The organism is Paranoxybacillus vitaminiphilus (assembly GCF_003259935.1).
Classification (GTDB): domain Bacteria; phylum Bacillota; class Bacilli; order Bacillales; family Anoxybacillaceae; genus Paranoxybacillus; species Paranoxybacillus vitaminiphilus.
Genome location: NZ_QLMH01000002.1, coordinates 88,292 through 112,096, shown reverse-complemented (window position 1 = coordinate 112,096; position 23,805 = coordinate 88,292). Strand labels below are relative to the sequence as shown.

22 protein-coding genes are annotated in these 23,805 nt (G+C 41.0%); 18 read left to right on the top strand and 4 right to left on the bottom strand.

Annotation, left to right across the window (positions count from 1 at the left end):
- The first annotated feature begins 248 nt into the window (after positions 1-248).
- The 7 genes from panB to B0I26_RS02985 all read left to right on the top strand — a co-directional run bounded on the left by panB (position 249) and on the right by B0I26_RS02985 (position 7,514).
- Positions 249-1,088, top strand: a complete 840-nt coding sequence (gene panB, locus B0I26_RS03015) for a 3-methyl-2-oxobutanoate hydroxymethyltransferase (protein WP_111643993.1) — start codon at positions 249-251, stop codon at positions 1,086-1,088.
- Positions 1,085-1,933: a pantoate--beta-alanine ligase gene (gene panC, locus B0I26_RS03010; protein ID WP_111643992.1), complete on the top strand. Its 849-nt coding sequence runs from the start codon at positions 1,085-1,087 to the stop codon at positions 1,931-1,933. The genes panB and panC overlap by 4 nt, the downstream gene beginning before the upstream one ends.
- Positions 1,934-1,945: 12 nt before the next feature.
- Positions 1,946-2,329: an aspartate 1-decarboxylase gene (gene panD, locus B0I26_RS03005; RefSeq protein ID WP_111643991.1), complete on the top strand. Its 384-nt coding sequence runs from the start codon at positions 1,946-1,948 to the stop codon at positions 2,327-2,329.
- A gap of 231 nt (positions 2,330-2,560) precedes the next feature.
- On the top strand, positions 2,561-5,344 hold the full coding sequence (gene dinG / locus B0I26_RS03000; protein WP_111643990.1) for an ATP-dependent DNA helicase DinG: 2,784 nt from the start codon (positions 2,561-2,563) through the stop codon (positions 5,342-5,344).
- A 302-nt stretch (positions 5,345-5,646) separates the two neighbouring features.
- Positions 5,647-5,817, top strand: a complete 171-nt coding sequence (locus B0I26_RS02995) for a YpmA family protein (RefSeq protein ID WP_111643989.1) — start codon at positions 5,647-5,649, stop codon at positions 5,815-5,817.
- A gap of 11 nt (positions 5,818-5,828) precedes the next feature.
- Complete coding sequence (locus B0I26_RS02990; RefSeq protein ID WP_111643988.1) at positions 5,829-6,305, top strand: cell wall elongation regulator TseB-like domain-containing protein; 477 nt, start codon at positions 5,829-5,831, stop codon at positions 6,303-6,305.
- A 21-nt stretch (positions 6,306-6,326) separates the two neighbouring features.
- The gene (locus tag B0I26_RS02985) at positions 6,327-7,514 is read left to right on the top strand and encodes a pyridoxal phosphate-dependent aminotransferase (protein ID WP_111643987.1); all 1,188 of its coding nucleotides are present in this window, start codon (positions 6,327-6,329) and stop codon (positions 7,512-7,514) included.
- Between the two features lie 95 nt (positions 7,515-7,609).
- Here the strand turns inward: B0I26_RS02985 and B0I26_RS02980 are convergent, their stop codons facing one another.
- Positions 7,610-9,466, bottom strand: coding sequence for a coiled-coil domain-containing protein (locus B0I26_RS02980; protein ID WP_111643986.1), 1,857 nt, complete (start codon positions 9,464-9,466; stop codon positions 7,610-7,612).
- Between the two features lie 196 nt (positions 9,467-9,662).
- On the opposite strand from B0I26_RS02980, the gene B0I26_RS02975 reads away from it, so the two are divergent.
- Together B0I26_RS02975 and B0I26_RS02970 are read left to right on the top strand one after the other, a co-directional pair.
- Positions 9,663-10,307, top strand: a complete 645-nt coding sequence (locus B0I26_RS02975; protein WP_111643985.1) for a BMQ_0737 family morphogenetic spore coat protein — start codon at positions 9,663-9,665, stop codon at positions 10,305-10,307.
- 117 nt (positions 10,308-10,424) lie between these two features.
- Positions 10,425-11,006, top strand: a complete 582-nt coding sequence (locus B0I26_RS02970; protein ID WP_111643984.1) for a hypothetical protein — start codon at positions 10,425-10,427, stop codon at positions 11,004-11,006.
- Between the two features lie 209 nt (positions 11,007-11,215).
- On the opposite strand, the gene B0I26_RS02965 is transcribed toward B0I26_RS02970, so the two are convergent.
- A complete protein-coding gene (locus tag B0I26_RS02965; protein ID WP_111643983.1) occupies positions 11,216-11,695 on the bottom strand; it encodes a hypothetical protein in 480 nt (159 codons plus the stop codon).
- A 381-nt stretch (positions 11,696-12,076) separates the two neighbouring features.
- On the opposite strand from B0I26_RS02965, the gene asnS reads away from it, so the two are divergent.
- The 4 genes from asnS (at position 12,077) to B0I26_RS02945 (ending at position 15,537) form a co-directional block, all read left to right on the top strand.
- The gene (gene asnS, locus B0I26_RS02960; protein ID WP_111643982.1) at positions 12,077-13,369 is read left to right on the top strand and encodes an asparagine--tRNA ligase; all 1,293 of its coding nucleotides are present in this window, start codon (positions 12,077-12,079) and stop codon (positions 13,367-13,369) included.
- Between the two features lie 230 nt (positions 13,370-13,599).
- Positions 13,600-14,307, top strand: coding sequence for a DnaD domain-containing protein (locus tag B0I26_RS02955; protein ID WP_111643981.1), 708 nt, complete (start codon positions 13,600-13,602; stop codon positions 14,305-14,307).
- Positions 14,308-14,357: 50 nt separating this feature from the next.
- The gene (gene nth, locus B0I26_RS02950) at positions 14,358-15,029 is read left to right on the top strand and encodes an endonuclease III (protein ID WP_111643980.1); all 672 of its coding nucleotides are present in this window, start codon (positions 14,358-14,360) and stop codon (positions 15,027-15,029) included.
- Complete coding sequence (locus B0I26_RS02945) at positions 15,004-15,537, top strand: YpoC family protein (protein ID WP_245934703.1); 534 nt, start codon at positions 15,004-15,006, stop codon at positions 15,535-15,537. Before nth ends, B0I26_RS02945 begins: the two co-directional genes overlap by 26 nt.
- Before the next feature lie 136 nt (positions 15,538-15,673).
- Here the strand turns inward: B0I26_RS02945 and B0I26_RS02940 are convergent, their stop codons facing one another.
- Positions 15,674-18,367: a PBP1A family penicillin-binding protein gene (locus tag B0I26_RS02940; protein WP_111643978.1), complete on the bottom strand. Its 2,694-nt coding sequence runs from the start codon at positions 18,365-18,367 to the stop codon at positions 15,674-15,676.
- Between the two features lie 52 nt (positions 18,368-18,419).
- Positions 18,420-19,034 (bottom strand): Holliday junction resolvase RecU, encoded by a 615-nt coding sequence (recU, locus tag B0I26_RS02935; RefSeq protein WP_111643977.1) that lies wholly within the window; start codon positions 19,032-19,034, stop codon positions 18,420-18,422.
- Between the two features lie 283 nt (positions 19,035-19,317).
- Between recU and B0I26_RS02930 the strand changes: the two genes are divergently transcribed.
- The 5 genes from B0I26_RS02930 to B0I26_RS02910 all read left to right on the top strand — a co-directional run bounded on the left by B0I26_RS02930 (position 19,318) and on the right by B0I26_RS02910 (position 23,801).
- A complete protein-coding gene (locus tag B0I26_RS02930; protein WP_220084965.1) occupies positions 19,318-19,572 on the top strand; it encodes a hypothetical protein in 255 nt (84 codons plus the stop codon).
- Positions 19,573-19,631: 59 nt separating this feature from the next.
- Positions 19,632-19,868 carry a hypothetical protein gene (locus tag B0I26_RS02925; RefSeq protein ID WP_111643975.1) on the top strand — a complete coding sequence of 79 codons (237 nt, stop codon included), beginning with the start codon at positions 19,632-19,634 and terminating at the stop codon, positions 19,866-19,868.
- Positions 19,869-20,218: 350 nt separating this feature from the next.
- Positions 20,219-20,989, top strand: coding sequence for an ABC transporter ATP-binding protein (locus tag B0I26_RS02920; RefSeq protein WP_111643974.1), 771 nt, complete (start codon positions 20,219-20,221; stop codon positions 20,987-20,989).
- A 17-nt stretch (positions 20,990-21,006) separates the two neighbouring features.
- Entirely contained in the window at positions 21,007-22,917 is a 1,911-nt protein-coding gene (locus B0I26_RS02915) for an AMP-binding protein (RefSeq protein ID WP_111643973.1), read from the top strand.
- A complete protein-coding gene (locus tag B0I26_RS02910; RefSeq protein ID WP_111643972.1) occupies positions 22,917-23,801 on the top strand; it encodes a branched-chain amino acid ABC transporter permease in 885 nt (294 codons plus the stop codon). Before B0I26_RS02915 ends, B0I26_RS02910 begins: the two co-directional genes overlap by 1 nt.
- Positions 23,802-23,805: the final 4 nt, after the last annotated feature.

Below are 23,805 nucleotides of genomic sequence, written 5' to 3'. Positions count from 1 at the left end.
AAAAGTTGTTAGAATTTTGTTAAAATAAAAGCTGGTTACGGGCGGTATCTTATCGGAACCGCACCTTCTTTGTCATGAAAAATGTATTTCGTATCTGCCTTGATCCAAAATAACGGACTGGGACAGAGGGATGAAGTCAACCGATATGTGTGAGTGCGTCCTTCTTTCTCAACAGCAGGAAAGAAGGATTTTTTATTCGTCATGTCGTTCGGTGATTCATTTCCTCTGCTAAAAGAGGAGGTATCATGATGAAAACAAAAACCGATTTTTTAAAGATGAAAGCGAATAACGAACCGATTGTGATGCTGACTGCTTATGACTATCCGTCAGCAAAGCTGGCAGAAGCTGCGTCGGTCGATATGATTCTCGTTGGTGATTCGTTAGGAATGGTCGTGCTCGGATATGACTCAACGATTCCCGTTACCGTCGACGATATGATTCACCATACGAAAGCCGTTCGCCGCGGAGCACCAGATACGTTTGTCATTACCGATATGCCGTTTATGTCGTACCATATTTCGCGGGAAGAGGCATTGCGAAACGCTCAGCGCATTATGCAGGAGGCAGGAGCGAACGCTGTCAAAGTAGAAGGAGCCGGCCAAGTATTAGACGTCATTGCCGCGCTGACGGACGCAGGCGTGCCGGTTGTTGCCCATTTAGGTTTGACGCCGCAGTCAGTCGGGGTGTTAGGCGGCTATAAAGTGCAAGGAAAAGATGCAGAAAGCGCCCGGAAATTAATCGAAGATGCGAAACGGTGCGAACAAGCCGGAGCGATCGCGCTTGTGTTAGAATGTGTACCGAAACAGCTGGCAGCGGCAGTAACAAAAGAACTTTCGATTCCAACAATCGGCATTGGGGCAGGAGATGAGACAGATGGTCAAGTTCTCGTCTTCCACGATGTTCTTGGCTATGGTGTAGAGCGGGTTCCGAAATTTGTAAAAAAATACGCAAATATTCAAGAGACGATTGTACAAGCGTTATCAAGTTATGTGACAGAAGTGAAATTGCGGCAATTTCCTGAAGCGGACCATATGTTTACAATGAAAGAAGAAGAGTTAACAGCATTGTATGGAGGAAAAAGACAATGATTGTCGTAACAAACATTCACGATATGCAGCAAAAGATGAATCAATTCCGTCTGCAAGGAAAAACAATCGGCTTTGTGCCGACAATGGGCTATTTGCATGAAGGACATGTGGCGCTTTTAAACGAAGCGCGCAAACAAAACGATATCGTTGTGTTAAGCATTTTTGTCAATCCGCTACAGTTCGGTCCAAACGAAGACTTTGACCGCTATCCCCGCGATATGAAGCGTGACGAAGCAATCGCTAAAGAAGCCGGAGTCCATGTTCTCTTTTATCCAGATGTAGCTGAAATGTATCCGCATCCTTTGAGCATCAAGACGGTTGTTACTGAACGTGTCGATGTATTGTGCGGAAAGTCAAGGCCGGGGCATTTTGACGGGGTTGTGACGGTGTTGATGAAACTATTTAATATCGTTATGCCGCATCGTGCGTATTTCGGGATGAAAGATGCGCAGCAAGTAGCCGTTGTGGATGGGCTCATTCGCGATTTTAATTTTCCGATTGAACTGATCCCTGTTCCAACCGTTCGTGAAGAAGACGGTTTAGCGAAAAGTTCGCGCAATGTCTATTTATCCGAAGCGGAGCGGAAAGAAGCACCGGCTCTATATGGGGCATTACAAAGGGCAAAGGCGGCTATTGAAGAAGGGGAAAGAAGCCCGAATGCGATTCAAAATCTTGTGATCGATTATATAAAAACACATACTCATGCTGATATTGACTATGTGGAAATTTATTCTTATCCTGAACTCAAACCGATCGAAGAACTTTCTGGAAAAGTGATTATTGCTGTTGCTGTTCGGTTTACAAATGCCCGTCTCATTGATAATATTACACTTGATGTCGAGTAGGGGGGATTTTTCATGTTTCGTACGCTCATGAATGCGAAAATTCACCGCGCCCGCGTTACCGAGGCAAATTTAAATTATGTTGGCAGCATTACAATTGATGAAGATATTTTAGATGCTGTCGGCATGGTAGCGAATGAAAAAGTGCAAATTGTCAACAACAATAACGGAGCGCGTTTTGAAACATATATTATACCTGGGGAAAGAGGAAGCGGTGTATTCTGCTTAAATGGCGCTGCCGCTCGTCTTGTGCAGAAGGATGATATTATTATCGTTATTTCTTACGCGCTTGTACCGGAAGAAAAAATTGCCGAGCATCGTCCAAAAGTGGCGATTATGGATGAAAATAATAAAATTAAACAGTTAATTGTGCAAGAACCGGCAGCGACAGTGCTATAATAGAGGCTGACTTACAAAAGGCTGACCCGAAAGCAAGTGTCAGACCCCCGCAACCATAATATATAGAACGATGAATAAAAACACTATATATTGTGAGTGATGCGTGCGGTCAGACACTTGGGTCAGCCCTTTCTTTGAGTCAGTCTTTTTCTTTGTTAAAGCTAAAATGTCAAGATTGGAAATGGTTTCGAAAGTGACCGTTTTCCTGTCAATGAACATCGAGGTGGAACAATGAATCGACGCTTTGTAGTGATTGATTTAGAAACAACGGGAAACTCTCCGCAAAATGGGGATCGTATCATTCAAATTGGAATGGTTGTCATTGAAAATGAACAAATTGTCGACCGCTTTTCCAGTTTTGTTTATCCTGAGCGCGCTATTCCGCTGTTTATCCAGCAGCTAACGGGAATTGATGAAGCGATGATTCAAGGAGCGCCGCGCTTTCAAGAGCTGGCTCCCAAAGTGGCAAAGCTATTGGAAAAGTCGTATTTTGTGGCGCATAATGTGTCGTTTGACTTAAGTTTTTTACAAGAAGAACTGCAAATGGCAGGATTTCCGCTTTTCGGCGGACCGAAAATTGATACGGTGGAGTTGTCCCGCATTTTAATTCCGACAATCGAAAGCTATAAATTAAGCGAATTAGCACAAACATTAAAGCTGCCGCATGAAAATCCGCATCAAGCAGACAGCGATGCGGAAGTAACAGCGAAATTGTTTTTAGCACTGCTTGAGAGACTCAAATCGCTGCCGATTGTCACATTGCAGCAAATAGAGCGGCTGTCGCCGCATTTAAAGAGCGATTTGCATCATTTGTTAGATGAAGTGATTGGCGAAAAGCTTTTGTCGTTAAATAATGAGCGGCAATTTCATTTTTACCAGGGAATTGCTTTAAAAAAGGAAACATCGGCTTTACCAAAGGAAACATCGAATCATAGCGGCGCTTCGTCTTTTGAACAGTTTTCTGAACGGTTTCAATCACTGCCGATTGCCGGGTACGAACACCGGATAGGGCAATGGGAAATGATGAATGACGTGAACGAAGCATTCGAAACGTCGCAGCATGCTTTAATCGAAGCGGGAACAGGGATCGGCAAATCGCTGGCCTACTTAATTCCAAGCCTTTTTTTCGCTTATGAGCATAAGAAGCCTGTCGTCGTCAGTACGCATACATTGCAGCTGCAGGAGCAGCTTATTGAACGTGATATTCCCGTGCTGCGAAACATTACTTCTTTTCCGTTCAAAGTAGCCGTGTTGAAAGGAAAACGCAACTATCTTTCGCTTCGGAAATTTGTCCGTTTTCTACATGAACAAGACAAAAATTATGATACGGTGTTAACGAAATGCCAGCTGCTTGTTTGGCTGACAGAAACGGAAACAGGCGATGTCGATGAGTTAAATTTGCCATCGGGTGGAAAATTAATTTGGTCAACGTTGCAAATGGACAATGATGATGAGCCGGTGAAAGACATTGACTTTTTCCAGCGGGCGAAAAAACGGGCGCTTGATGCGCAGCTCATTATTACAAACCATGCTTTTTTGCTGCAGGACTTAACAGGGGAAACGCCTTTGCTTCCGGCCTATGAGTACTTGTTAGTCGATGAAGCGCATCATTTGGAGGACGTCGCAGCCAATTATTTCGGACAGCAGGTCAGCTATGTGACGATTCGCCAATTATTGCGGCGAATCGGCATGTCAGAAGAAGATGGGTGGCTGGCGAAGTTAAAAACGGTTTGCATGAAATTAGAAATGGACGTGGAAAAAACTTTCTTTGAATTCGATCAAATCATTGCTGAATTGCAATTTGAATTCGATGAGTGGTTCCGCATGATTCGCCGTTATGTGCTGCAGCGAAAAAACGAAAAGAACGCCGTCCGTATCCGCTATCGCTTTCAACCGCTGACAGAGAAAGGGAATCAATGGAAGGCGATTAACGAGCTGTTATGGCGCTTAATCGATCACACAAATGAATTTATAACAAAAGTAAATAACCTGCAGATGATGCTGCGGCAGAAAGAACAGGAAATCCGGCGTTTATCGTATGAATTTGTGTTTGATTATTTTTCGGATGCGGCTGCTTTTTCTAAGATGATAGAAACATTGCAACATTTATTGCTAAGCGATGATGATCTTATTGTTCGTTGGATGGAAGTGGATGTCAAAGGGGCAGCGAATGCGATCACGATTTACTCGCAGCCGATTCAGTTAGAAGAGTTTTTTGCTGAGCGGTTGTTTGCCAAGAAAAGAAGCGTTGTATTAACGTCTGCGACGTTGACGACGAACGGAACGTATTCTTATATGATTTCACGGCTTGGGTTAAATGATTTTTATCCGAAGTGCATAACAATCCCGTCTCCGTTTAACTATAAAGAACAGGTAAAGTTAATGATTCCGAGCGATTTACCGTCCATTTCTGATGTTTCTTTAGAAGAGTACGCTCATTCCGTCGCGATACAGCTCATGGAAATTGCTGAGCGCACAAACGGAAAAATGCTTGTATTGTTTACCTCATACGAATTATTAAAATTAACGGCTTCGATGATGAAAGAAATGAATATCGACGAACGTTTTGTGCTCATTGCCCAAGGCGTAAGCAGCGGCAGTGCCGCGAAGCTTACGAAAAGCTTTCGCCAATTTGATCAAGCGATTTTGTTTGGCACGAGCAACTTTTGGGAAGGAGTGGATCTCCCGGGAGAGGAGCTTTCATGCGTCGTCATTGTCCGCCTGCCATTTGCTCCCCCGGACGATCCGGTAATTGAAGCCAAATGCGAGCAAATTCGTGCACAAGGCGGCAATCCATTTTATGACTTATCGTTGCCCCAAGCGATTATTCGTTTTAAGCAGGGATTTGGCCGTCTCATTCGTTCAAGTCAAGATAAAGGGGTTGTTTTTGTCTTCGACCGGCGTCTGACGACCGCTTCCTATGGAAAATACTTTTTATCATCACTGCCTCCGCTTCAAGTGTACGAAGGACCTTTACATTCGCTTTTGACGAAGCTTGAACAGTGGCTTTCTTAAAACGGTAAAAAAGGCTGTCTCATGAGGAACTTACTTGCCCTTTTTTGAGACAGCCTTCCTTTAAAGGTGTAGGCGGGGGGAATTTTTATTAATTACATTTTTGAAATAAGCAACGGACCTGTTATAATATAATGGAAAGATGGGGCTGACAGATCCCTCAACCACCATATATCGCACATCATCTTTCATAAGTGTATGATGCGTAAGGTCAAGTCACTTATGAGACGGCCCCATTTATAGTGTGGACATTGTGTCATTTCTGTATAACTAACAAAATTTGTGTGATGTGAAAGGAGAGCGTTATGGAAAGCAAAATCGAAGTATTGGCAACGGTTAAGATTCAGCACTCACCCGATTTATATAAAATTGTCGACTGTTTAAACCGTACATTAAAAAAAGATGATTTAATGTTTGGTTTGGCATTGGATGAAAAAGATAAAGAAAAAGCAATATTTACCATTTACCGTACATAAGATGTGATGTTATGAAAAAGTGGTGGATCATTCTTTTTGTTTTTGTAGGTATGATCATTTGGCAGGCAGTAAATATATATGAGGAAGCACTTGAACCAAAGCAGCTTGCAGAATCAAAAGCCATGAAGCGTGCCGCGGGTGAAGTGCATTTTGCCGATATTGAAGAAATTTACACCTATTATGGTGACCAAGCATATGTTGTCATCGTTGGAACGAACAGTGAAAAAGAAAAAGTTGCTGCTTGGGTGCCTGAAAAAATGGACAACGTAATCGTCAAAAAAGTAAAAAGCGGTGTATCGAAACAAGAGGCGATTGCGAAGTTAAAAGCGGAACGAAATCCGAAAGAAATTATTTCCGCAAAACTCGGGATGGAAAAAGGAGTACCTCTTTGGGAGCTGACATATATCGACGATGATAATCGTTATTCATTTTATTATTTAAGCTTTGAAGACGGTACTTTTTTAAAAAGATATAGCTTTCAACAATAACATTTCAGGGGGAAAGGAATTATGAAGTTAGCAAAACGCGTTTCATCACTCACACCATCAACAACGCTGGCGATTACGGCCAAGGCAAAGGAATTAAAAGCAGCAGGATATGACGTTATCGGTTTAGGAGCGGGTGAACCTGATTTCAATACACCGCAGCACATTATTGACGCTGCTGTCAAAGCGATGAATGAAGGGCATACGAAATATACACCATCCGGGGGCTTGGCTGGCTTAAAAGCGGAGATTATTAAAAAGTTTAAGGAAGACCAAAATTTAAGTTATGAACCTTCGGAAATTATCGTTTGCGTTGGCGCCAAACATGCTTTGTATACGTTATTTCAGGTCATTCTTGATGAAGGCGATGAAGTGATTATTCCAACACCTTATTGGGTAAGTTATCCTGAACAAGTGAAACTTGCTGGCGGTGTCCCAGTTTATGTAGAAGGATTAGAAGAAAATCAATTTAAAATCACCCCGGAACAGCTGGAATCTGTGATCACAGAGCGCACGAAAGCGGTTATTATCAACTCGCCAAGCAATCCGACAGGCATGATTTATACGCAAGAAGAATTAGCTGCTTTAGGTGAAGTTTGCTTAAAGCATGATATTTTAATCGTGTCGGATGAAATTTATGAAAAGTTAGTGTATGGTGGACATAAACACGTTTCGATCGCGCAACTTTCACCTGAACTGAAAAAGCAGACGATCATTATTAACGGTGTTTCCAAATCCCATTCAATGACGGGGTGGCGAATCGGTTATGCAGCAGGCAACAAGGAAATTATCCGGGCGATGACAGATCTTGCAAGCCACAGCACATCCAATCCGACATCGATCGCCCAGTACGCCGCGATGGCCGCTTACAGCGGACCGCAGGAGCCTGTAGAAGAAATGCGCAAAGCGTTTGAAGAGCGCCTTAATATCATTTATGAAAAATTGATTCAAATCCCGGGTTTCTCATGCGTCAAACCACAAGGGGCGTTTTACTTGTTCCCAAATGCCCGCGAAGCAGCAACAATGGCAGGCTATCATACGGTTGATGAACTTGTCGCAGCGCTTTTGGAAGAAGCGAAAGTCGCGCTTGTCCCTGGTTCGGGATTCGGTGCGCCTGATAATGTCCGTTTGTCTTACGCAACTTCACTTGAACTGTTAGAAAAAGCGATTGAACGCATCAAACAATTTATAGAACAAAAAATGAATCGTTAAAGATAAAAAGAACGGGGCTGACTCCCATGCAAAGGATCAGTCCCGTTTTGTATGCCTTGTAGTGTGTTTATATGTTTATATAAAGAATGAAAGTCTCAACTCTCATTATTAAATACTTTTGCTTTTTTTAGCAGTGAGAAAAACTTCCACTTTTTGTCTTCAACGTCTTTTTCATGAGGGACAGTCTCATTTGTTGGGGAATCCTGTTGCTTTAGCGGTTCGTTATGAAAGTCTTGTTCTGTGAATGAATGGGCTGCAATTTCATCATCAGAAAAATTTGCTTCGATTATCACTGTTTTTTGCACTTTATCGGATATGATTGGTGAAGCACTGTTTGTTTCGTCACTTTCAAGTAAAGGCTCAACTGCTGTTTCGTGGGCTTCGCATTTCATCGCTTCAAGGTTTTCATGGATATTAGATTCTTTATTTTTCTCTGCTTGAACAGTAACGAGACTTTCAAGTGTAGGAACTATCTCACAATCGTTTTCTTCTTCAGCCTTCGTGGAGCGAGTATGATCTGTTTCTAATAGCTCCGCTGCCGCTGTCTCTAAACTTTCCGAATCTTCCCCTGTTGTCATACTCAGTTGCGCTTTTAATTCAGGCAAATCATTTAACAAGATATGGTTGAGGGTGTTTTCGTCTGACAAATAGTTATCTTGAGAGGATGTGTTAAAGAATGTCTGTATTAGCGCATTGGGTGATTTGTCATCGTCCTCTTCTGACTGTTTATGTCGCAATTGTTGAGGAAGTTTTGTTTCAATTCGTACATTTTTAATCCGATTTGTTTTCTGAGGATATACATAAGGCATTTGCGGATGGATTGGGTTTTGTCCTTTCTTTTTAATTGGCGATACGACAATCGATTGATGTGTTTCGTCAATGAATTCATTCAATTTAAGAAAGCTGTTTGTATGTGATGGTGTGTTTCCTGTGTTTTTCTTTATACTAGGCTGTTTTGGTGAAAGAGTTGTCTCTTTTTGTTTCTCTTCTACATAGGAATTGTTTGGTTGAGGTGTTAACAGATGGACTAACTGTGACAACATTTCTTTCATTTCGCTCATTTCTAGGTTTGGCGAATCTTCTTTTTTCTGATCAATTCTTTTGGTTAAATCTGAAAGCTGTTTCGATATTTTTTCTATTTCTTGCGCGAATTGAGCTGTCTTTTCAAGAGTAGCTTCCATTTCAACATGCTGATGTAAAATATGCTTTTGTAAAACGGCTAAATCCTTTTGTTTCTCCCTGTCTATTTCTAATAAATTTTCTTCGATGGCATGAAATTTTTTCATTAATAGGCGGATTTCTTCTTTCAAATTTTCTGTTTCCTGTTTTTGGATAAATAAAACTTCTTTTAATTCTTGAAAATCGCTTAACGCCTTGTCGCTGTTTTTTTTCAAAAAATCATAGTCTTTTTCCATGGTCGCAATCCTTTCTTTCCAAGATGTGAATGATTCTAATTGTGATTGAAACGAAAGATGCTTCTCTTTCATAAGAACACGTAAGGAAGAGAGTTCCCGCTCCAATAACTGCATGTTTTCCTCTATGCTCTCTTTTTCTTTTTCCAGTTCAGCTTGCTTTTGTTTCGAAGCAGCTGCATCCTTTAATAAGGATTTGATTTTTTCTTCATTTGCTTCCACTTTTTTTTGTAAGATGAAATTTTCTTTTTTTAATGCTTTCATCTCCTCATACAATAAACGATTTTCTTCTTTTGCTTCCTGTAATTGTGTTGATAAGCTGTCAATCTCTTGTTTTTGAGCAGAGATCGTTTCTTCATAATGATGGCCTTTTTCTTGAAGATGGGCATTTTCCTTTTTTAACTGTTCCATTTGTTCTTTGAGATGGTTCGATTGTTGATCGGATGGAAACGAAGCGAGCATGATTTTGTATTTTTCCAGTTCTGATTTGAGATGGATGATTTTTTGCTCCAATTGGATCGTTTTCTGCTCTTCGTTCACTGTCTCACCACCTTTTTAGCATTTTCATGTAGAAAATGCCCATTCTTTACAATATTGTATGCGAGAGCCTTATGAAGATTGACATTGTAAATGATTTACATATGATAAAAAAATAGGCGCTAGTACTATCACTCATGTTAGCAAATTACATAGTATAGAGTAGCCTGAAAAAACATAATGAAAGGAAGGTTATTCGATGCCGATTAACTTAGAGCAGTTTGCTCAACAATTTGATCCTGAGTGTATTCAAGTTTGTAAAGTATACGACTGGACAACAAATGTCATATCGCTCACAGATACTCCAACTTTTACTTTCTCTCCAGGTTCTCTGACGGATTTAACAAATCTTCAAGTGAGTTGCGCTGTAACACTCTTAGAATGTGTTGAAGACGCGCCACGGCGTGATATCGAATGTGTGGTAGGAGATCAGAGCGTTTCACTGCAAGTAGTGACATTAAGTAAAACGATTCAAGTCGTTTTAGAGGTAACTGGCACAACTGGAACAGGCACACAAACGACTGTCTTCAGTGATCCAGTATTGATTTCAATAAGTGAAGAAGTTATTCTTTGTGCCCCTGAGGGAACAACTGTATGTTGTAATCCAACACAAAATGCATTTAATACGTGTCGAGTCGGTGCCTTTACAGTGAATGCGGCTGCAAGCACAATTACCGCAACGATTGGATTAAGAATTTGCCAAAGTATTGTCGTAACATTTGATGTCATTTTAGAAGTGGCTGCTAGGTTTTGCCAACCTCGTCCAGAAATTATCTGCGAGGATGAATGTCCAGTGGATGTATTTCCACCGCAATGTCCAGCTGTCTTTCCAATTATGGGATAATATTGTAAAAGAGGGGAGTTCCCAACTTCTCTCCATTTTGAAAAAGAGGAGATTTTCTCCTCTTTTTTTCATACATATAAAGAACAAGTAGTATTTATTTTTACAAGGAGGAGAAAGATGAGCGATTCGATTTTTGAAGTGGAAAAGAAAATTCGTATGTTAGAACGGGATATACAGGAAGTCAAAGAAAGATTGAATGAAATAAAAAAAGCAAAAGAGCAGGGAAATGATCGTCAGCATGTCAGTGCTCTTTCCTATTTTACGTATTCTTTATTATTACCGAAAACTACGGAACAGAAGGGAACGGTCATCGCTAACTTTGTTATTCACAATACCGGTTCAGTTCCTCTTGAAAATCCTTTCATATGTCTGAAAGTGATGCCAAAAGAACGTGCCATATTGTCCGCTAAGCTTGGAGAGGATGTCCAATATGATCGCCGTTTGAATCCATTAGTGATGGAACCATGGCAATATATTAATGAAGATGCGAATAAGATCGTAGAGGAAAAAGGAGAATTCTGGTTAAAGCCTGTCCACATTTCACAAATCGAGGCTGGACAGAAATTATCTTTTTCCAATTTCCAGCTAAAGTTTGATATCGAAGAAGAACAAACGACATATAAGGTGGAAGGGTTTTTTTATTGCAAACAACTTCCAAATGGGGTTCGGGCTTTAAACAATATTGTCATTCATGTGTAACGGAAATGATTTCATCAAAAATAGAAATGTTCATAGAAAAATGAGATGAGAGGAAAGTATAGAGGAGGAGAGAAGTGGAATGGATTTGCTAGGAATGGGAAAACTGAGTCGTAGAATGAATACAACGTTAGTGAATGGAAAATGATAAATTAATTAAGGAGGCTGACTCAATATCTACTTTTGCCCTATTTGAGTCAGCCATTGTTTATTTATGCTTCTCGAACGACAAGAGCGTTTAATGCGCGAGTTTCTGCGGTAATAGTAGTTACAAAAGCTATAAGTCCTCCATCTGTTTCAATAACGATACGGTAAATGTGTGTTCCAACACCTGGTACGTCTACCCAAGTAAGGTTTGGGAATAAAGATGTGGTGGAGGTAACACCTAAGATAGGGATTAAGGGTTCAATATCAAGTGATGCAAGTGGTGTAAATGCTCCTCCATTTGTAGATCGTTCTAGACGATAAGTAATACCTGTTACTCCAGCACCAATACCGAGTACTGCTACTGCGAGTGATAGTTCAACCATGGAATCTAATTTTACTTCATCTCCGCTAAGCGTAGTGATTGGCTCAAGGCGAAGCACTTCAGTTGGGGTAATAGTTTCTGCTACGATAGGAACGTCTAAATCGGTTGTAGATTGTGTCCAAAACAAACGAGGAAATAATCCTCCATTACATAAGCAAGCCATAATATTACCTTCCTTTCAAATGTTTTATGCTTTCGCATCTATTTATAGTAAATGATATATATAGGAAAAATGTTTCGGTCAAATAACTATTGAATCACACATTTTTTTGATTTTATATAAATTTTTAGGTTATCTATTCCTTGTTGGTTTAACTAAGTCGCCTCCGCTTTTCTTGATGTCTAGCTCCGGCGACCAGCCGCTCGGGTCAAATAACCTTCCGGAGCGAAGTCAAAAGCGACTTCTTGTCCCGGAAGAACATTTGCCCATCGCGGCTAAGCAGGGCGCTTCCGCTTTTCCTATTGCTTCATTTTTTGTCGAAAGGTATAATATGAACTATGTTACACAGCATAGTTTTGCGAAGATTTTTGGAGGGACTTGTACGTGAAAACAACAATTGCTGAAGTAAGTAAATATGTAGGACAAGAAGTAACGATTGGTGCATGGCTTGCAAACAAACGTTCAAGCGGTAAAATTGCGTTTTTACAATTGCGTGACGGCACAGGGTTTATTCAAGGGGTTGTTGAGAAATCACAAGTGAGTGAAGAAGTATTTAAAATGGCCAAGTCGATCACTCAAGAGACATCATTGTATGTAACAGGGACGGTCCGCGTTGACGAACGTTCTCCGTTTGGCTATGAATTATCGGTTACAAATTTACAAATCATTCATGAAGCGGTTGACTATCCGATTACACCAAAAGAACATGGTGTTGAATTTTTAATGGACAACCGTCATTTATGGCTTCGCTCGAAGCGTCAGCATGCGATTATGAAAATTCGCAATGAAGTGATTCGCGCTACATACGAATTTTTTAACAATAACGGTTTTGTAAAAATAGATCCGCCGATTTTAACAGGCAGTGCGCCGGAAGGAACAACGGAATTATTCCATACAAAATATTTTGATGAAGATGCCTATCTTTCTCAAAGTGGCCAGCTTTATATGGAAGCAGCAGCGATGGCGCTTGGTAAAGTGTTCTCGTTCGGCCCGACGTTCCGTGCGGAAAAATCGAAAACGCGCCGTCATTTAATTGAGTTTTGGATGATTGAACCGGAAATGGCTTTTTATGAATTTGAGGACAACTTAAAGGTTCAAGAAGAATATGTCTCATATATTGTTCAATCTGTCTTGAAAAACTGTCCGCTTGAGTTAAAAACGTTAGGTCGCGACACATCGAAATTGGAACAAGTGAAAGCACCATTCCCGCGCATTACGTATGATGAAGCGATTAAACTGCTTCATGAAAAAGGATTTCATGATATTGAGTGGGGAGACGATTTTGGTGCCCCGCATGAAACGGCTATTGCGGAAAGCTTTGATAAACCAGTATTTATTACGCATTATCCAACAACATTAAAACCGTTCTATATGCAGCCGGATCCGAACCGTCCAGAAGTTGTGCTATGCGCCGATTTAATTGCACCGGAAGGATACGGAGAAATTATCGGCGGCTCAGAGCGCATCCATGACTATGAATTGTTAAAGCAGCGCCTTCAAGAGCATAACCTGCCGATGGAAGCATACAAGTGGTATTTAGAGCTGCGCCAGTATGGCTCAGTTCCTCATTCTGGATTCGGCTTAGGGCTTGAGCGCACGGTTGCTTGGATTACAGGGGTGGAACACGTTCGGGAAACAATTCCATTCCCGCGTTTATTAAACCGTCTGTATCCGTAATTGCATAAACATGAGGCTGTCTCAAATATAGATGGTCAGGCCCCTCAACAATATATATGGGCAATGGAGTAAACGCCCTTAAATATTGTCATAGTTCGAGGGGGGTCAGCCTTTGATGAGACAGCCTCTTTCTTGTCTGTTCAGCGATGATTTTTTTCGAAAAAATAGAATAGCAAGTAATATCCGCGTGTGAAATGTTCATGCTATACTTATAGTTGAGGTGTGTTCCAATGAACAAAGAAAAAATGGCGGAATGGTTGGCTGAAGGAAGCATTGCCATTCCAAAGCTGCTGTTGCACCATTACAAAAATATCGGGCTGACAGAAACGGAGTTCATGCTATTGCTGCATATTCATTCGTACATTGAAAGCGGAGTATTGTTTCCGACTCCGGCGCAAATTGCTGAAAAAATGACGCTTAGTCCTGCTGAATGTATGGATGGAGTAAGACGGCTTATCCAAAAGGGGCTGCTTGCCATTGAAGAACATGTTGATGAGCACTCCATCCGCATTGAAAAGTATTCGCTGAAACCTCTATGGGAAAAGCTCGTTCATCATCTTTTATCGGAAGCATTTTATGGAGAAAAAGAACGTTATGAAGAAGAGGAAAAAAGCTTATATACGATGTTTGAACAGGAGTTTGGCCGGCCGCTTTCCCCGTTCGAGTGTGAAACATTAGCGATGTGGGTGGATCAAGATGGGCATGATCCCGCGATTATTAAAGCCGCCCTTCGTGAAGCTGTATTATCAGGGAAATTGAATTTTCGTTACATTGACCGTATTTTGTTTGAATGGAAAAAGAACGGTATCCAAACCATTGAACAAGCACAAAGCTATGGAAAGAAATTTCGCAAATATCAGCAATCTTCTAAGGCATCACAGCCGCAAAGCGAACATAAGCAAACAATTCCTTTTTATAACTGGCTAGAACAATCTTGAACGAGGGCAAGGTCTCTCGTTTTTCTCTTGTTTGACGGAGGTGATTTTCTTTGTTGACGAAAAAACAAATTCGTTATTGTCTCGACAAAATGGCAGAAATGTTTCCGAATGCGCATTGCGAGCTTGTACACAGCAATCCGTTTGAACTTCTCATTGCCGTTGTATTATCGGCACAATGTACGGATGCACTAGTAAATAAAGTAACAAAACAGTTATTTCAAAAATATAAAGAGCCAAAAGATTATTTAGCCGTTTCTTTAGAGGAACTTCAGGAGGATATTCGTTCCATTGGATTATACCGAAACAAGGCGAAAAATATTCAAAAGCTTTGTCAGTTGTTACTCGAGAAATATAACGGAAAGGTGCCTAAGGATCGCGATGAGTTAATGAAGCTGCCTGGAGTTGGCCGAAAAACAGCCAATGTGGTTGTTTCCGTTGCTTTTGGCGTGCCGGCCATTGCGGTTGACACCCACGTAGAACGGGTCAGCAAACGGCTCGGGTTTTGCCGCTGGAAAGATTCTGTATTGGAAGTGGAAGAAACGCTCATGCGGAAAATTCCGAAAGAAGAATGGTCCATTACGCATCACCGTATGATTTTTTTTGGCCGCTATCATTGCAAAGCACAATCACCGCAATGTCATATATGTCCACTGCTTGAATTATGCAGGGAAGGAAAGAAGCGAATGAAATCAAGAGGTGATCGTCTTGCGCGTACCGAGTGAGTTTCTTCATCCATTATTTTATCGGGAGGGAGAAACGATTGAAACAACCGAGTTCGCGCCATTTCCACTGATGATGAAAAAGTTTTATTTTTATTACGATATAATTGCCTGTAAAGAAAATCTGGAAAACGAGCCATGGAACGATATCGAGCAGTCGATACCGGCTGTATGGCAGCTATGGAACGAAGAAAAAGAAAAGCTTGACCTTCTTTTTCAAAATCGCGATCGAAAAGCCGCAAGAGAACCAATGATTCGGGCGCTATCATACTTTCTTGCATGTTTATATTGGTTAAACGAAACGCGTGTCAAGAGCATTGTCAGCTGGGAAAGGGAAGTAAATACGTTACAAATGAAGCCGGTGAATTGTGTTGAGCGCCTGCAGTTTATCTTTGCAAAATGTGATTTATACCACTCTTTTATCCAATTGGGAGAATTATTTGCTGAGCTGACAAAACTTTATTACAAAAACTTGGCCATTAAAAAAAAGGGGCTATCTCATCAATCATGAGATAGCCCCTTTTTTAGTGGAGAGAGGAAGCTGACCCGTAAGTGTCTGACCTCACATGTATTTCACAATATATCGTCCATTTATTATTGTGTTGTGGGGTCTGACACTTTGATTGGGTCAGCCTATTTTTAACGATTTACTGCGTGTTGTCCGAGCTTTCGGAAACTCTTGGTCTATTAGGACTATTAGGAAGATTTACGTTGTTTGCGCCTGTTCCCGTTCCTGAATGATTATTGCCGTTTCCTGTGCCGTTTCCGTTATTATTCCCAGGAGGCGGAGTCGTTGGGTTTGTTTGCGGCGGTGTTACTTGGTCAACATTATCTCCCGGTTCATTATGATTGCCGTTATCCTCATTGTCTTCATCGCCGTCGTCATCGTCATTTCCATTAGGCTGTCCATTATTGTCTGGATTGTCACCAGGTGATGGCTGCTCTTCTGAATCATCTTGGTCATCCGTGCTTTCTCCTGGGACAGTAACAGTTGTTGCAACAGGCTCACTGCGACTTTGTTCTTTCTCACGAACGGCAGTTACTTCGAACGTATAAACAGCACCTGGAGTTGGTCCGGTCAGCGTTAATGACAAATCGGAAGCAGTAAGAACTTGTGATTCTCCCTTGTCATTTGTAATACGAACTTCAAAGGTGATGTCTTCTAATTCTTCGTTATTATAGCCCCATGATAAAGAAATAGAATTAGTAGCAGCATCATAAACTGCTTGCAGATTAGTGACAGGGCTTAATGGCTCTGGTTTATCTTCCGCTATTTCAGTAGGTTCTGCACCTTTGACAAAACATTCATAGACAATTTCCGTTTCAGGCGTATATTTTCCGGCAATCATTGGCGGATTTGATCCTTTTTTTATTGGCAGTTTCACAACGCTTTTCGGCATTTTAAAGTCTCCGCCTTTACCGTCGTCAACATGGCTGATGACGGCTTTAAATAGTAAGCGCGGAATTTTTTGTTCTCTTGTCGATAAGTATGCTGTATCGCTGCGCTTGCTGAATCCGGTCCATACCGCAGCTGTATAATTCGGCGTATAGCCGATGAACCAGCTGTCTGGTACAGCTCCTTCCGGTAAACCGAATTTTCGTCTTGTTTCTTTATCATAGTTTGTTGTTCCTGTTTTACCAGCGATGTGTAAACCGGGAACATTCGCCAATGTACCTGTTCCGCCAGGCTTGACGACCGATTTTAACATATCAGTAATCATGTAGGCTGTGTAATCTTTCATCGCTGCTTTTGGCTCTGGGGTCAAATCGATTTCCGTATTGTCCGGAAAGACAATTTTTTTAACGGCATGCGGCTTAATGTAGACGCCATTGTTTCCGAATGCGCTATAAGCACCTGCCATTTGCAATGGAGAAACCCCATCGCTTAAACCCCCAACCGCATATGACTCATATATTTCATCGAAGCCCATGCCAAGCTTGTTAGCAAATTTTTTCGCGCGTTCTAAGCCGACTTTCTGTAACGCCTTTAATGCCGGAATATTACGTGACTTAGCTAGGGCGACTCTCATTGACATTTGTCCCTGATAGGAACCGTCCCAGTTTTTAATAGGTGTTCCATCGGAATAAGAGTACGGTTCATCAACAAGCTGATGGTATGTCGACCACTTTAAATACTCAATGGCTGGACCATAGTCAAGAATTGGCTTAATGGTCGAACCAGGCTGGCCGACTCGCTCTGTTGCGAAATTAAATCCGAACGCGACTCCTTCTTTATCGCGTCCTCCGCCGAGTGCGCGAATTTCCCCGGTTTTTGTATCAAGAAGGGCAATACCTGCCTGTAAATCTTTTTTGTCCGTGAAATATTTGTCAGAGTTTAATAAGTCTTCGACATATTTTTGAGCCTCAGGATCTAATGTTGTGTAAATTTTTAAGCCGTCTTCAAAAACGTTGACGTCTGCTTCGTCCGTTACTTCTTTAATGACTTGATCGATAAATGCATCGTATGGAATAGCCGTATCTTGTTTATTTTTTGCAAGCATTGATTTGACAGGTATTTTCTTTGCTTTCTCTGCTTCTTCTTTTGTGATAAACCCGTGTTTTTCCATTAAGGATAATACAACATTGCGTCGTTTTTCCGCAGCTTCCGGGTATTTATACGGATTATAGTTGTTTGGACTTTGCGGCAAACCGGCGAGCAATGCTGCTTCCGCAAGGGTCAAGTCATTCAAATCGGTTTTATCGAAATAAAACTCTGCTGCTTTTTTCACTCCGTAGATGCGGTTGGAATAATAAACTTTATTTAGATACATTTCCAAAATTTCTTGTTTCGAATATTTTTGTTCAAGGCGAAATGCAAGCCATGCTTCTTGAGCTTTCCGCTTTAACGTTTTTTCTGGAGATAAAAACGAAAGCTTAACAACTTGTTGGGTAATCGTGCTGGCACCTTCTGCCCCAAATCCTTCTTTCACGTTGGCGATGACAGCCGCACCAAGGCGGATGAAATCGAGACCGTGGTGTTCGTAAAAGCGCACGTCTTCTGTTGCTAATACCGCTTCTTCTAACACTTTCGGTATTTCTTTATAAGAAATGTACGTTCGTTTTTGTCCTTCTGCACCTAACTCTGCAATTTTATGGCCGTTCATATCATAAATGGTTGATGATAACGGGTCTTTAATTTTCGCTTCATCAAGCGGCGGAGCATCTATGACAAAGTAGGCAAATGTAGCAATGCCGCTAACCATGCCGATAACTCCTAATAAAAGCAGCGACAATACGAGTTTTTTCAATAAAGAACTTTTCTTTTGTTTTCCGGATTTTTTTTGTTTCGATTGCTTTTTTGCATGTTTACGTTCTACACGAGAACGATATTCCCCTGTCATAAGCAAATCCTGCCTTTCCAATATTTGAAAGATTGATTTTGCACCAATGGTCCTAAACGGACGCATCGTTAAAGTAGACTTTTTCTACTATTTTAATATAATCAATCGGTGGTTGATAGCCAAGAGAAATATAATGGCCGTATTGCTCGACTTCGTGCTTGGCAATCGATTTTCGGCCGCCGGTTTGTTGGCGGTGCCAGAACGTGAGCAAATGCTTCGCATCGAGAAGATATGTTTCATTTAATGACGTAAACCGTAAAATCACAAAACAAATACCGCCGTGTTCGAGAATTTGTTTCATATGATGAATTTGGTGTTCATGAAAGTTTTGCAGCGGAAATGCTGTTTTATTCCGCGTTTCTTTTGCTTCGAAATCAATATATCTTCCTCTGTATATTCCGTTATAGTCGGTAGTGGATGCCTGTTTAAAATAAGCCTCTTTAATGACCGCGGCGCTTCGTTTTGGATAGTCAACATGGACGATTTGGATAGGAGTTGGCTTCTTATGGATAACAGCAATGCCATGCTCCCGATAAAATTCATTCGTGGCATTCAAGTCTTTTTCTAGTGTCATTCCACGATTTGCGTAATTTGTTTCAAGCAAAGAAGCAGGCTTTGCTTGTTTGTCTGCCTGATAAGCTCTTCCCCCGGGATATTTAAACATCACGGCTCATCTCCTTTTGAATGCCTATAATTATATCACAGCACAGCAAAAATGGAATGTAAATCGTTTGCAGTTAATAAAAAATACAGTCACAGTAATAACGGTTACCATAAGACAAGCTTTTTTGTCAAAAATATTAAAATGAAGTGTTATTGTCGAAACAGCTCGATATGAAAGAGCGTGCCGTTTTCTTTGCCGAATACCTTCTAGTTTTGTCGTCTCGGCAGGGAGGGAAAAGGAAATAGCGAATTTTAAATAGCGAATGAGGGACTCGGGGGGAGGAGAAATGATGGAAAGGAACTGGGTGAAAAAGGAAGAAGTGGAAAAGCAGTTAAATGAGATTTTTCAATTAATGCAGGAGATTGATTGTAAAATGGATGATATCATTTACTCTGTCATTGCAGAATATTGCGAGCAAAAAGAGGAACGTATTCATGAATTGACAAAACGGCTCGAAAAGGTGGAAAATCATTTATACAACGGAACAACGAAACAAGCAGATGCTTTTCAAAAAACAATTCCTATGTCAGCATTCAGTTAATGGCTTCAATCTATTCACCTTGCTCTTATTCACTCGGTCAGTCAAGATGAGGTGATATCATGCGTGAACAACTGAAGAAACTAACAGAGAAATTACTTGAGTATAATAATCGTATGATAGGAGTTTACCTGCAAGTGTCTGACCTCACGCACATTCCAACCTTTTATGTGGTGGGGTCTGATACACTGCTTTACGGTCAGCCTTTTATGTTTCGTGAAATTTTCGGAAACAAAAACTCGAATTTTGTAAAAAAAATAAAAAATCATAATTTACAAACTTTTCTGATAAATATATAATAAATTTGTAACAAAATTGTTATGAAAGAAAGAGAGGAGGGGATATTTTAGAAAGCGCTTACAAATCGTTTCTTGACTATGAAAACGTCGATGTTAGAAGAGCCTGAACACAATCCCTCCAAGTATGTCGAGCTGCATTGTTCCAACATTTCAGGAAAGGAAACAAGAGTTATCTTACTCTCCCTAAAATTATAGCATCCCCTTTACATCATTGAGCAGACCACCATTTATTCTGTTATATTGTCAGATACGAACAATAGCGAACGTATTACGAGTAATTATGCTTTTTAATTTTAACAAGATGCAGTATTACTGTCATAAATTTTTAGGATAAGCTAGGGGGATTATATATGGGGATATTGGATATTAAAAGCGTAACCCTCCGTTTTGGCGGGGTGGTTGCTCTTGATCATGTCAGTTTTGAAGTGAAAGAAGGAGAGATTTTTTCGTTAATTGGTCCAAACGGGGCTGGAAAAACGAGCATGTTAAACTGTATTAGTGGGTTGTACAGACCGACTAGTGGGTCTGTTTTGTTTAAGGGAGAGGATATAACAAATTTAAAACCACATAAGCGTGCTGCTCTGGGGATTGCAAGGGCTTTTCAAAATATTGAACTGTTTCCGCATTTGTCAGTGTTAGACAATTTGATGCTTGGACGACACGTAAGGATGAAAACAGGTGTCTTAGCCGGCGGATTGTATTGGGGAAAAGCCCAAAAAGAAGAAGTGGAGCATCGCAAAAAAGTAGAGGAAGTCATTGATTTTTTAGAGCTAGAGCACGTACGTAACACTCCGGTTGGAACGTTGTCATATGGGCTGCAAAAACGTGTCGAAGTCGGCCGGGCACTCGCGCTTGAACCAGAGATTTTGCTTTTAGACGAGCCTATGGCCGGAATGAATAATGAAGAAAAAGAAGATATGGCGCGTTATATCATTGACATTCATGAAGAAAAGAAGACAACGATTATTTTAATTGAGCATGATATGGGGGTTATTATGGATTTATCCAATCATATTGCCGTTTTGGATTTTGGTAAATTAATTGCATATGGAACGCCGAAAGAAATTCAAAATAATCCGCGGGTGATTGAGGCGTATTTAGGAGAAGAACATGTTGGATAGCAAAAAGGGGGGGTTACATGGGAAACATGACATTTCCTCAAGCATTACTTGAAAAAGCATTAAAAGCAGGGGATAAAGTTGCTTTGCGTGAGAAAGATTACGGAATTTGGAACGAATATACGTACAAAGATTATTATGAACAAGTTAAAGCGTTTGCGTTGGGGCTTGCGAAACTAGGCTTTCAAAGAGGAGACAAGTTAGCGATTATTGGCGATAACCGGCCGGAGTGGGTATTCAGCGAACTGGCAGCGCAAAGTTTAGGAGGGGTGTCTGTCGGCATTTATCAAGAATCTCTTCCCCATGAAATGAGTTATATTATTGATAATTGTGATGCGGTATTTGTTGTCGTAGAAGATCAGGAACAAGTAGATAAGATGCTTGAAATCGAACACGAAATTCCGAAAGTGAAAAAAATGATTTATTACGATGATCGGGGAATGAGAAATTATCGCCATGAGAAGTTAATGTATTTTAAAGAAGTTCAGGAGATAGGTGAAAGGTTTGCAAAAGAAGCCCCTAATTATTTTGAAAACGAAGTGAAAAAAGGCAGTTACGATGATACAGCGATACTGTCTTACACATCAGGAACGACAGGTAACCCTAAAGGAACGATGCTTTCCTATCGCAACTTATTCGAAATGGCAAAACATCTCTCAGAAATTGATCCTCTCGATGAAAACGATGAATATCTTTCATTTTTGCCGCTTGCATGGATTGGGGAGCAGATGATGACTCTTTCCATGGCTTTTCACAACAGCATCATAGTAAACTTTCCGGAAGAACCTTCTACTGTACTTGAAAATTTACGAGAAATCGGTCCGCATGTCATGTTTTCACCACCGCGCATTTACGAAGATATGCTTTCAAAATTTCAAGTTCGCATTCAAGATGCCAGCTGGTTAAAAAGAAAATTATATGAATGGTGTAAGCCGATTGGCGAAAAGGTAGCAGAAGCTCACTTTCAAAAGAAGGAACCTTCATTCGGGACGAAACTGTTATTTAAATTGGCAGACTACCTCATTTTTAGTGCCATTCGTGACCATTTTGGATTATTGAGAATAAAACGCGCCTATACTGGCGGTGCCCCGTTAGGTCCGGATGTGTTCCGCTTTTTCCACAGTATCGGCGTAAATATAAAAAGTATTTACGGACAAACGGAGGTGGCTGGAATTGCCTTTGTGCATCGGGACGGTGATATAAAACTAGACAGCGTCGGCATACCAATTCCGGGAACGGAAGTGAAAATTTCCGATGAAGGAGAAATTCTCATAAAAAGTCCGAGCGTCTGTCAAGGATATTACAAAAATGAGGAATCGACGAAGAAAACGATTGAAAACGGCTGGCTACATACGGGGGATGCCGGGTTTTTGGATGAAGAAGGCCACTTATATGTCATTGATCGCTTGAAAGATGTCATCCGCTTGCAGTCGGGGGAAATGTTTTCGCCGCAGTTTATCGAAAATAAACTAAAATTCAGCCCTTACATTAAAGAAGCGGTAGCGATTGGACGTGATCGTCCTTACGTTGTGGCGATTATTAACATCGATATGGCGAACGTCGGGCGCTGGGCGGAGAAAAACCAAATCGTTTACACAACATACTCGGATTTGTCGGCAAAACCGGAAGTGCTTGCGCTGATTCAAGAGGAAGTGAACGAAATTAACAAAACTCTTCCGGAGAAGGCACGCGTGAAAAAATTTGTGCTCTTGTACAAAGAACTGGATGCCGACGATGAAGAGCTGACAAGAACAAAGAAAGTACGCAGGCAATTTGTTGCTATGAAATATGCGTCATTAATTGAAGGGATGTACTCGTCATCCGAACAAATCAACGTGGAAGGCACCATTAAATACCGTGACGGAAAAGAACAAACGATTAAAACGACGCTTCAAGTCGTTTCAATGGGAGAAGGAGAGGGGGCTGCGTAATGTCGTTTTTTTTGCAAATGCTCGTAACGGGTATTGTTGTTGGAAGTGTCTATTCCTTAGTTGCACTCGGGTTTGTCTTAATCTATAAATCAAGTGACGCCATTAACTTTGCGCAGGGAGAGTTTCTGTTAGTTGGAACATATGTCTGTTTAACATTGGTCGCCAGCTATCATATTCCGTTTATATTGGCCGTTCTCATAACGCTTGTCTTTAGTGCCATATTAGGATTGGTTGTTGAACGCATTGTCTTAAGACCGTTTATTGGCAAGCCGGTCATTTCAATGATTATGGCAACAATTGGATTATCAAGTATATTGGCTGGTTTAGTTCATATTATTTGGGGGCATGAAACGCGTGTTTATCCAAAAGTATTTTCGGACAAACCGATTCAGTTAGGTGAGGTTGTTATTGCTCCGGTATATGCGTGGTCGTTAGTAATTGTTGTTGTTATGCTTGTCATCTTCACGTTATTTTTCAAATATTCCAAGCTCGGAATTGCCATGCGGGCAACGGCAGATGACCAGCAGGCTGCGTTATCAATGGGGATTAGCGTAAAGACGATTTTTGCTGTAGCGTGGGCGATCGCTGCCATTGTATCCGCTGTCGGCGGCGTGCTGCTTGGCAACATTAACGGTGTGAACTCATCGCTTTCAACCATCGGTTTGAAAGTGCTTCCTGTTGCTATTCTTGGCGGATTAGACAGCATTCCTGGAGCGATTATCGGCGGAATTATTATTGGAATTATCGAGAGTATGACGGGCGGCTATTTAGATCCAATGGTTGGCGGCGGATTAAAAGAAGTGATACCGTTTGTCATCCTTGTGCTTATCTTAATGATTAAGCCTTATGGTTTGTTTGGAAAAAAAGAAATCGAAAGGGTGTGAGACG

Bases quoted from the DNA above. Each gene is read 5' to 3' on its own strand.
- panB (WP_111643993.1), top strand. From the start codon at position 249: ATGAAAACAAAAACCGATTTTTTAAAGATGAAAGCGAATAACGAACCG.
- panC (WP_111643992.1), top strand. From the start codon at position 1,085: ATGATTGTCGTAACAAACATTCACGATATGCAGCAAAAGATGAATCAA.
- panD (WP_111643991.1), top strand. From the start codon at position 1,946: ATGTTTCGTACGCTCATGAATGCGAAAATTCACCGCGCCCGCGTTACC.
- dinG (WP_111643990.1), top strand. From the start codon at position 2,561: ATGAATCGACGCTTTGTAGTGATTGATTTAGAAACAACGGGAAACTCT.
- B0I26_RS02995 (WP_111643989.1), top strand. From the start codon at position 5,647: ATGGAAAGCAAAATCGAAGTATTGGCAACGGTTAAGATTCAGCACTCA.
- B0I26_RS02990 (WP_111643988.1), top strand. From the start codon at position 5,829: ATGAAAAAGTGGTGGATCATTCTTTTTGTTTTTGTAGGTATGATCATT.
- B0I26_RS02985 (WP_111643987.1), top strand. From the start codon at position 6,327: ATGAAGTTAGCAAAACGCGTTTCATCACTCACACCATCAACAACGCTG.
- B0I26_RS02975 (WP_111643985.1), top strand. From the start codon at position 9,663: ATGCCGATTAACTTAGAGCAGTTTGCTCAACAATTTGATCCTGAGTGT.
- B0I26_RS02970 (WP_111643984.1), top strand. From the start codon at position 10,425: ATGAGCGATTCGATTTTTGAAGTGGAAAAGAAAATTCGTATGTTAGAA.
- B0I26_RS02965 (WP_111643983.1), bottom strand. From the start codon at position 11,695: ATGGCTTGCTTATGTAATGGAGGATTATTTCCTCGTTTGTTTTGGACA.
- B0I26_RS02955 (WP_111643981.1), top strand. From the start codon at position 13,600: ATGAACAAAGAAAAAATGGCGGAATGGTTGGCTGAAGGAAGCATTGCC.
- B0I26_RS02940 (WP_111643978.1), bottom strand. From the start codon at position 18,367: ATGACAGGGGAATATCGTTCTCGTGTAGAACGTAAACATGCAAAAAAG.
- B0I26_RS02930 (WP_220084965.1), top strand. From the start codon at position 19,318: ATGATGGAAAGGAACTGGGTGAAAAAGGAAGAAGTGGAAAAGCAGTTA.
- B0I26_RS02925 (WP_111643975.1), top strand. From the start codon at position 19,632: ATGCGTGAACAACTGAAGAAACTAACAGAGAAATTACTTGAGTATAAT.
- B0I26_RS02920 (WP_111643974.1), top strand. From the start codon at position 20,219: ATGGGGATATTGGATATTAAAAGCGTAACCCTCCGTTTTGGCGGGGTG.
- B0I26_RS02915 (WP_111643973.1), top strand. From the start codon at position 21,007: ATGGGAAACATGACATTTCCTCAAGCATTACTTGAAAAAGCATTAAAA.
- B0I26_RS02910 (WP_111643972.1), top strand. From the start codon at position 22,917: ATGTCGTTTTTTTTGCAAATGCTCGTAACGGGTATTGTTGTTGGAAGT.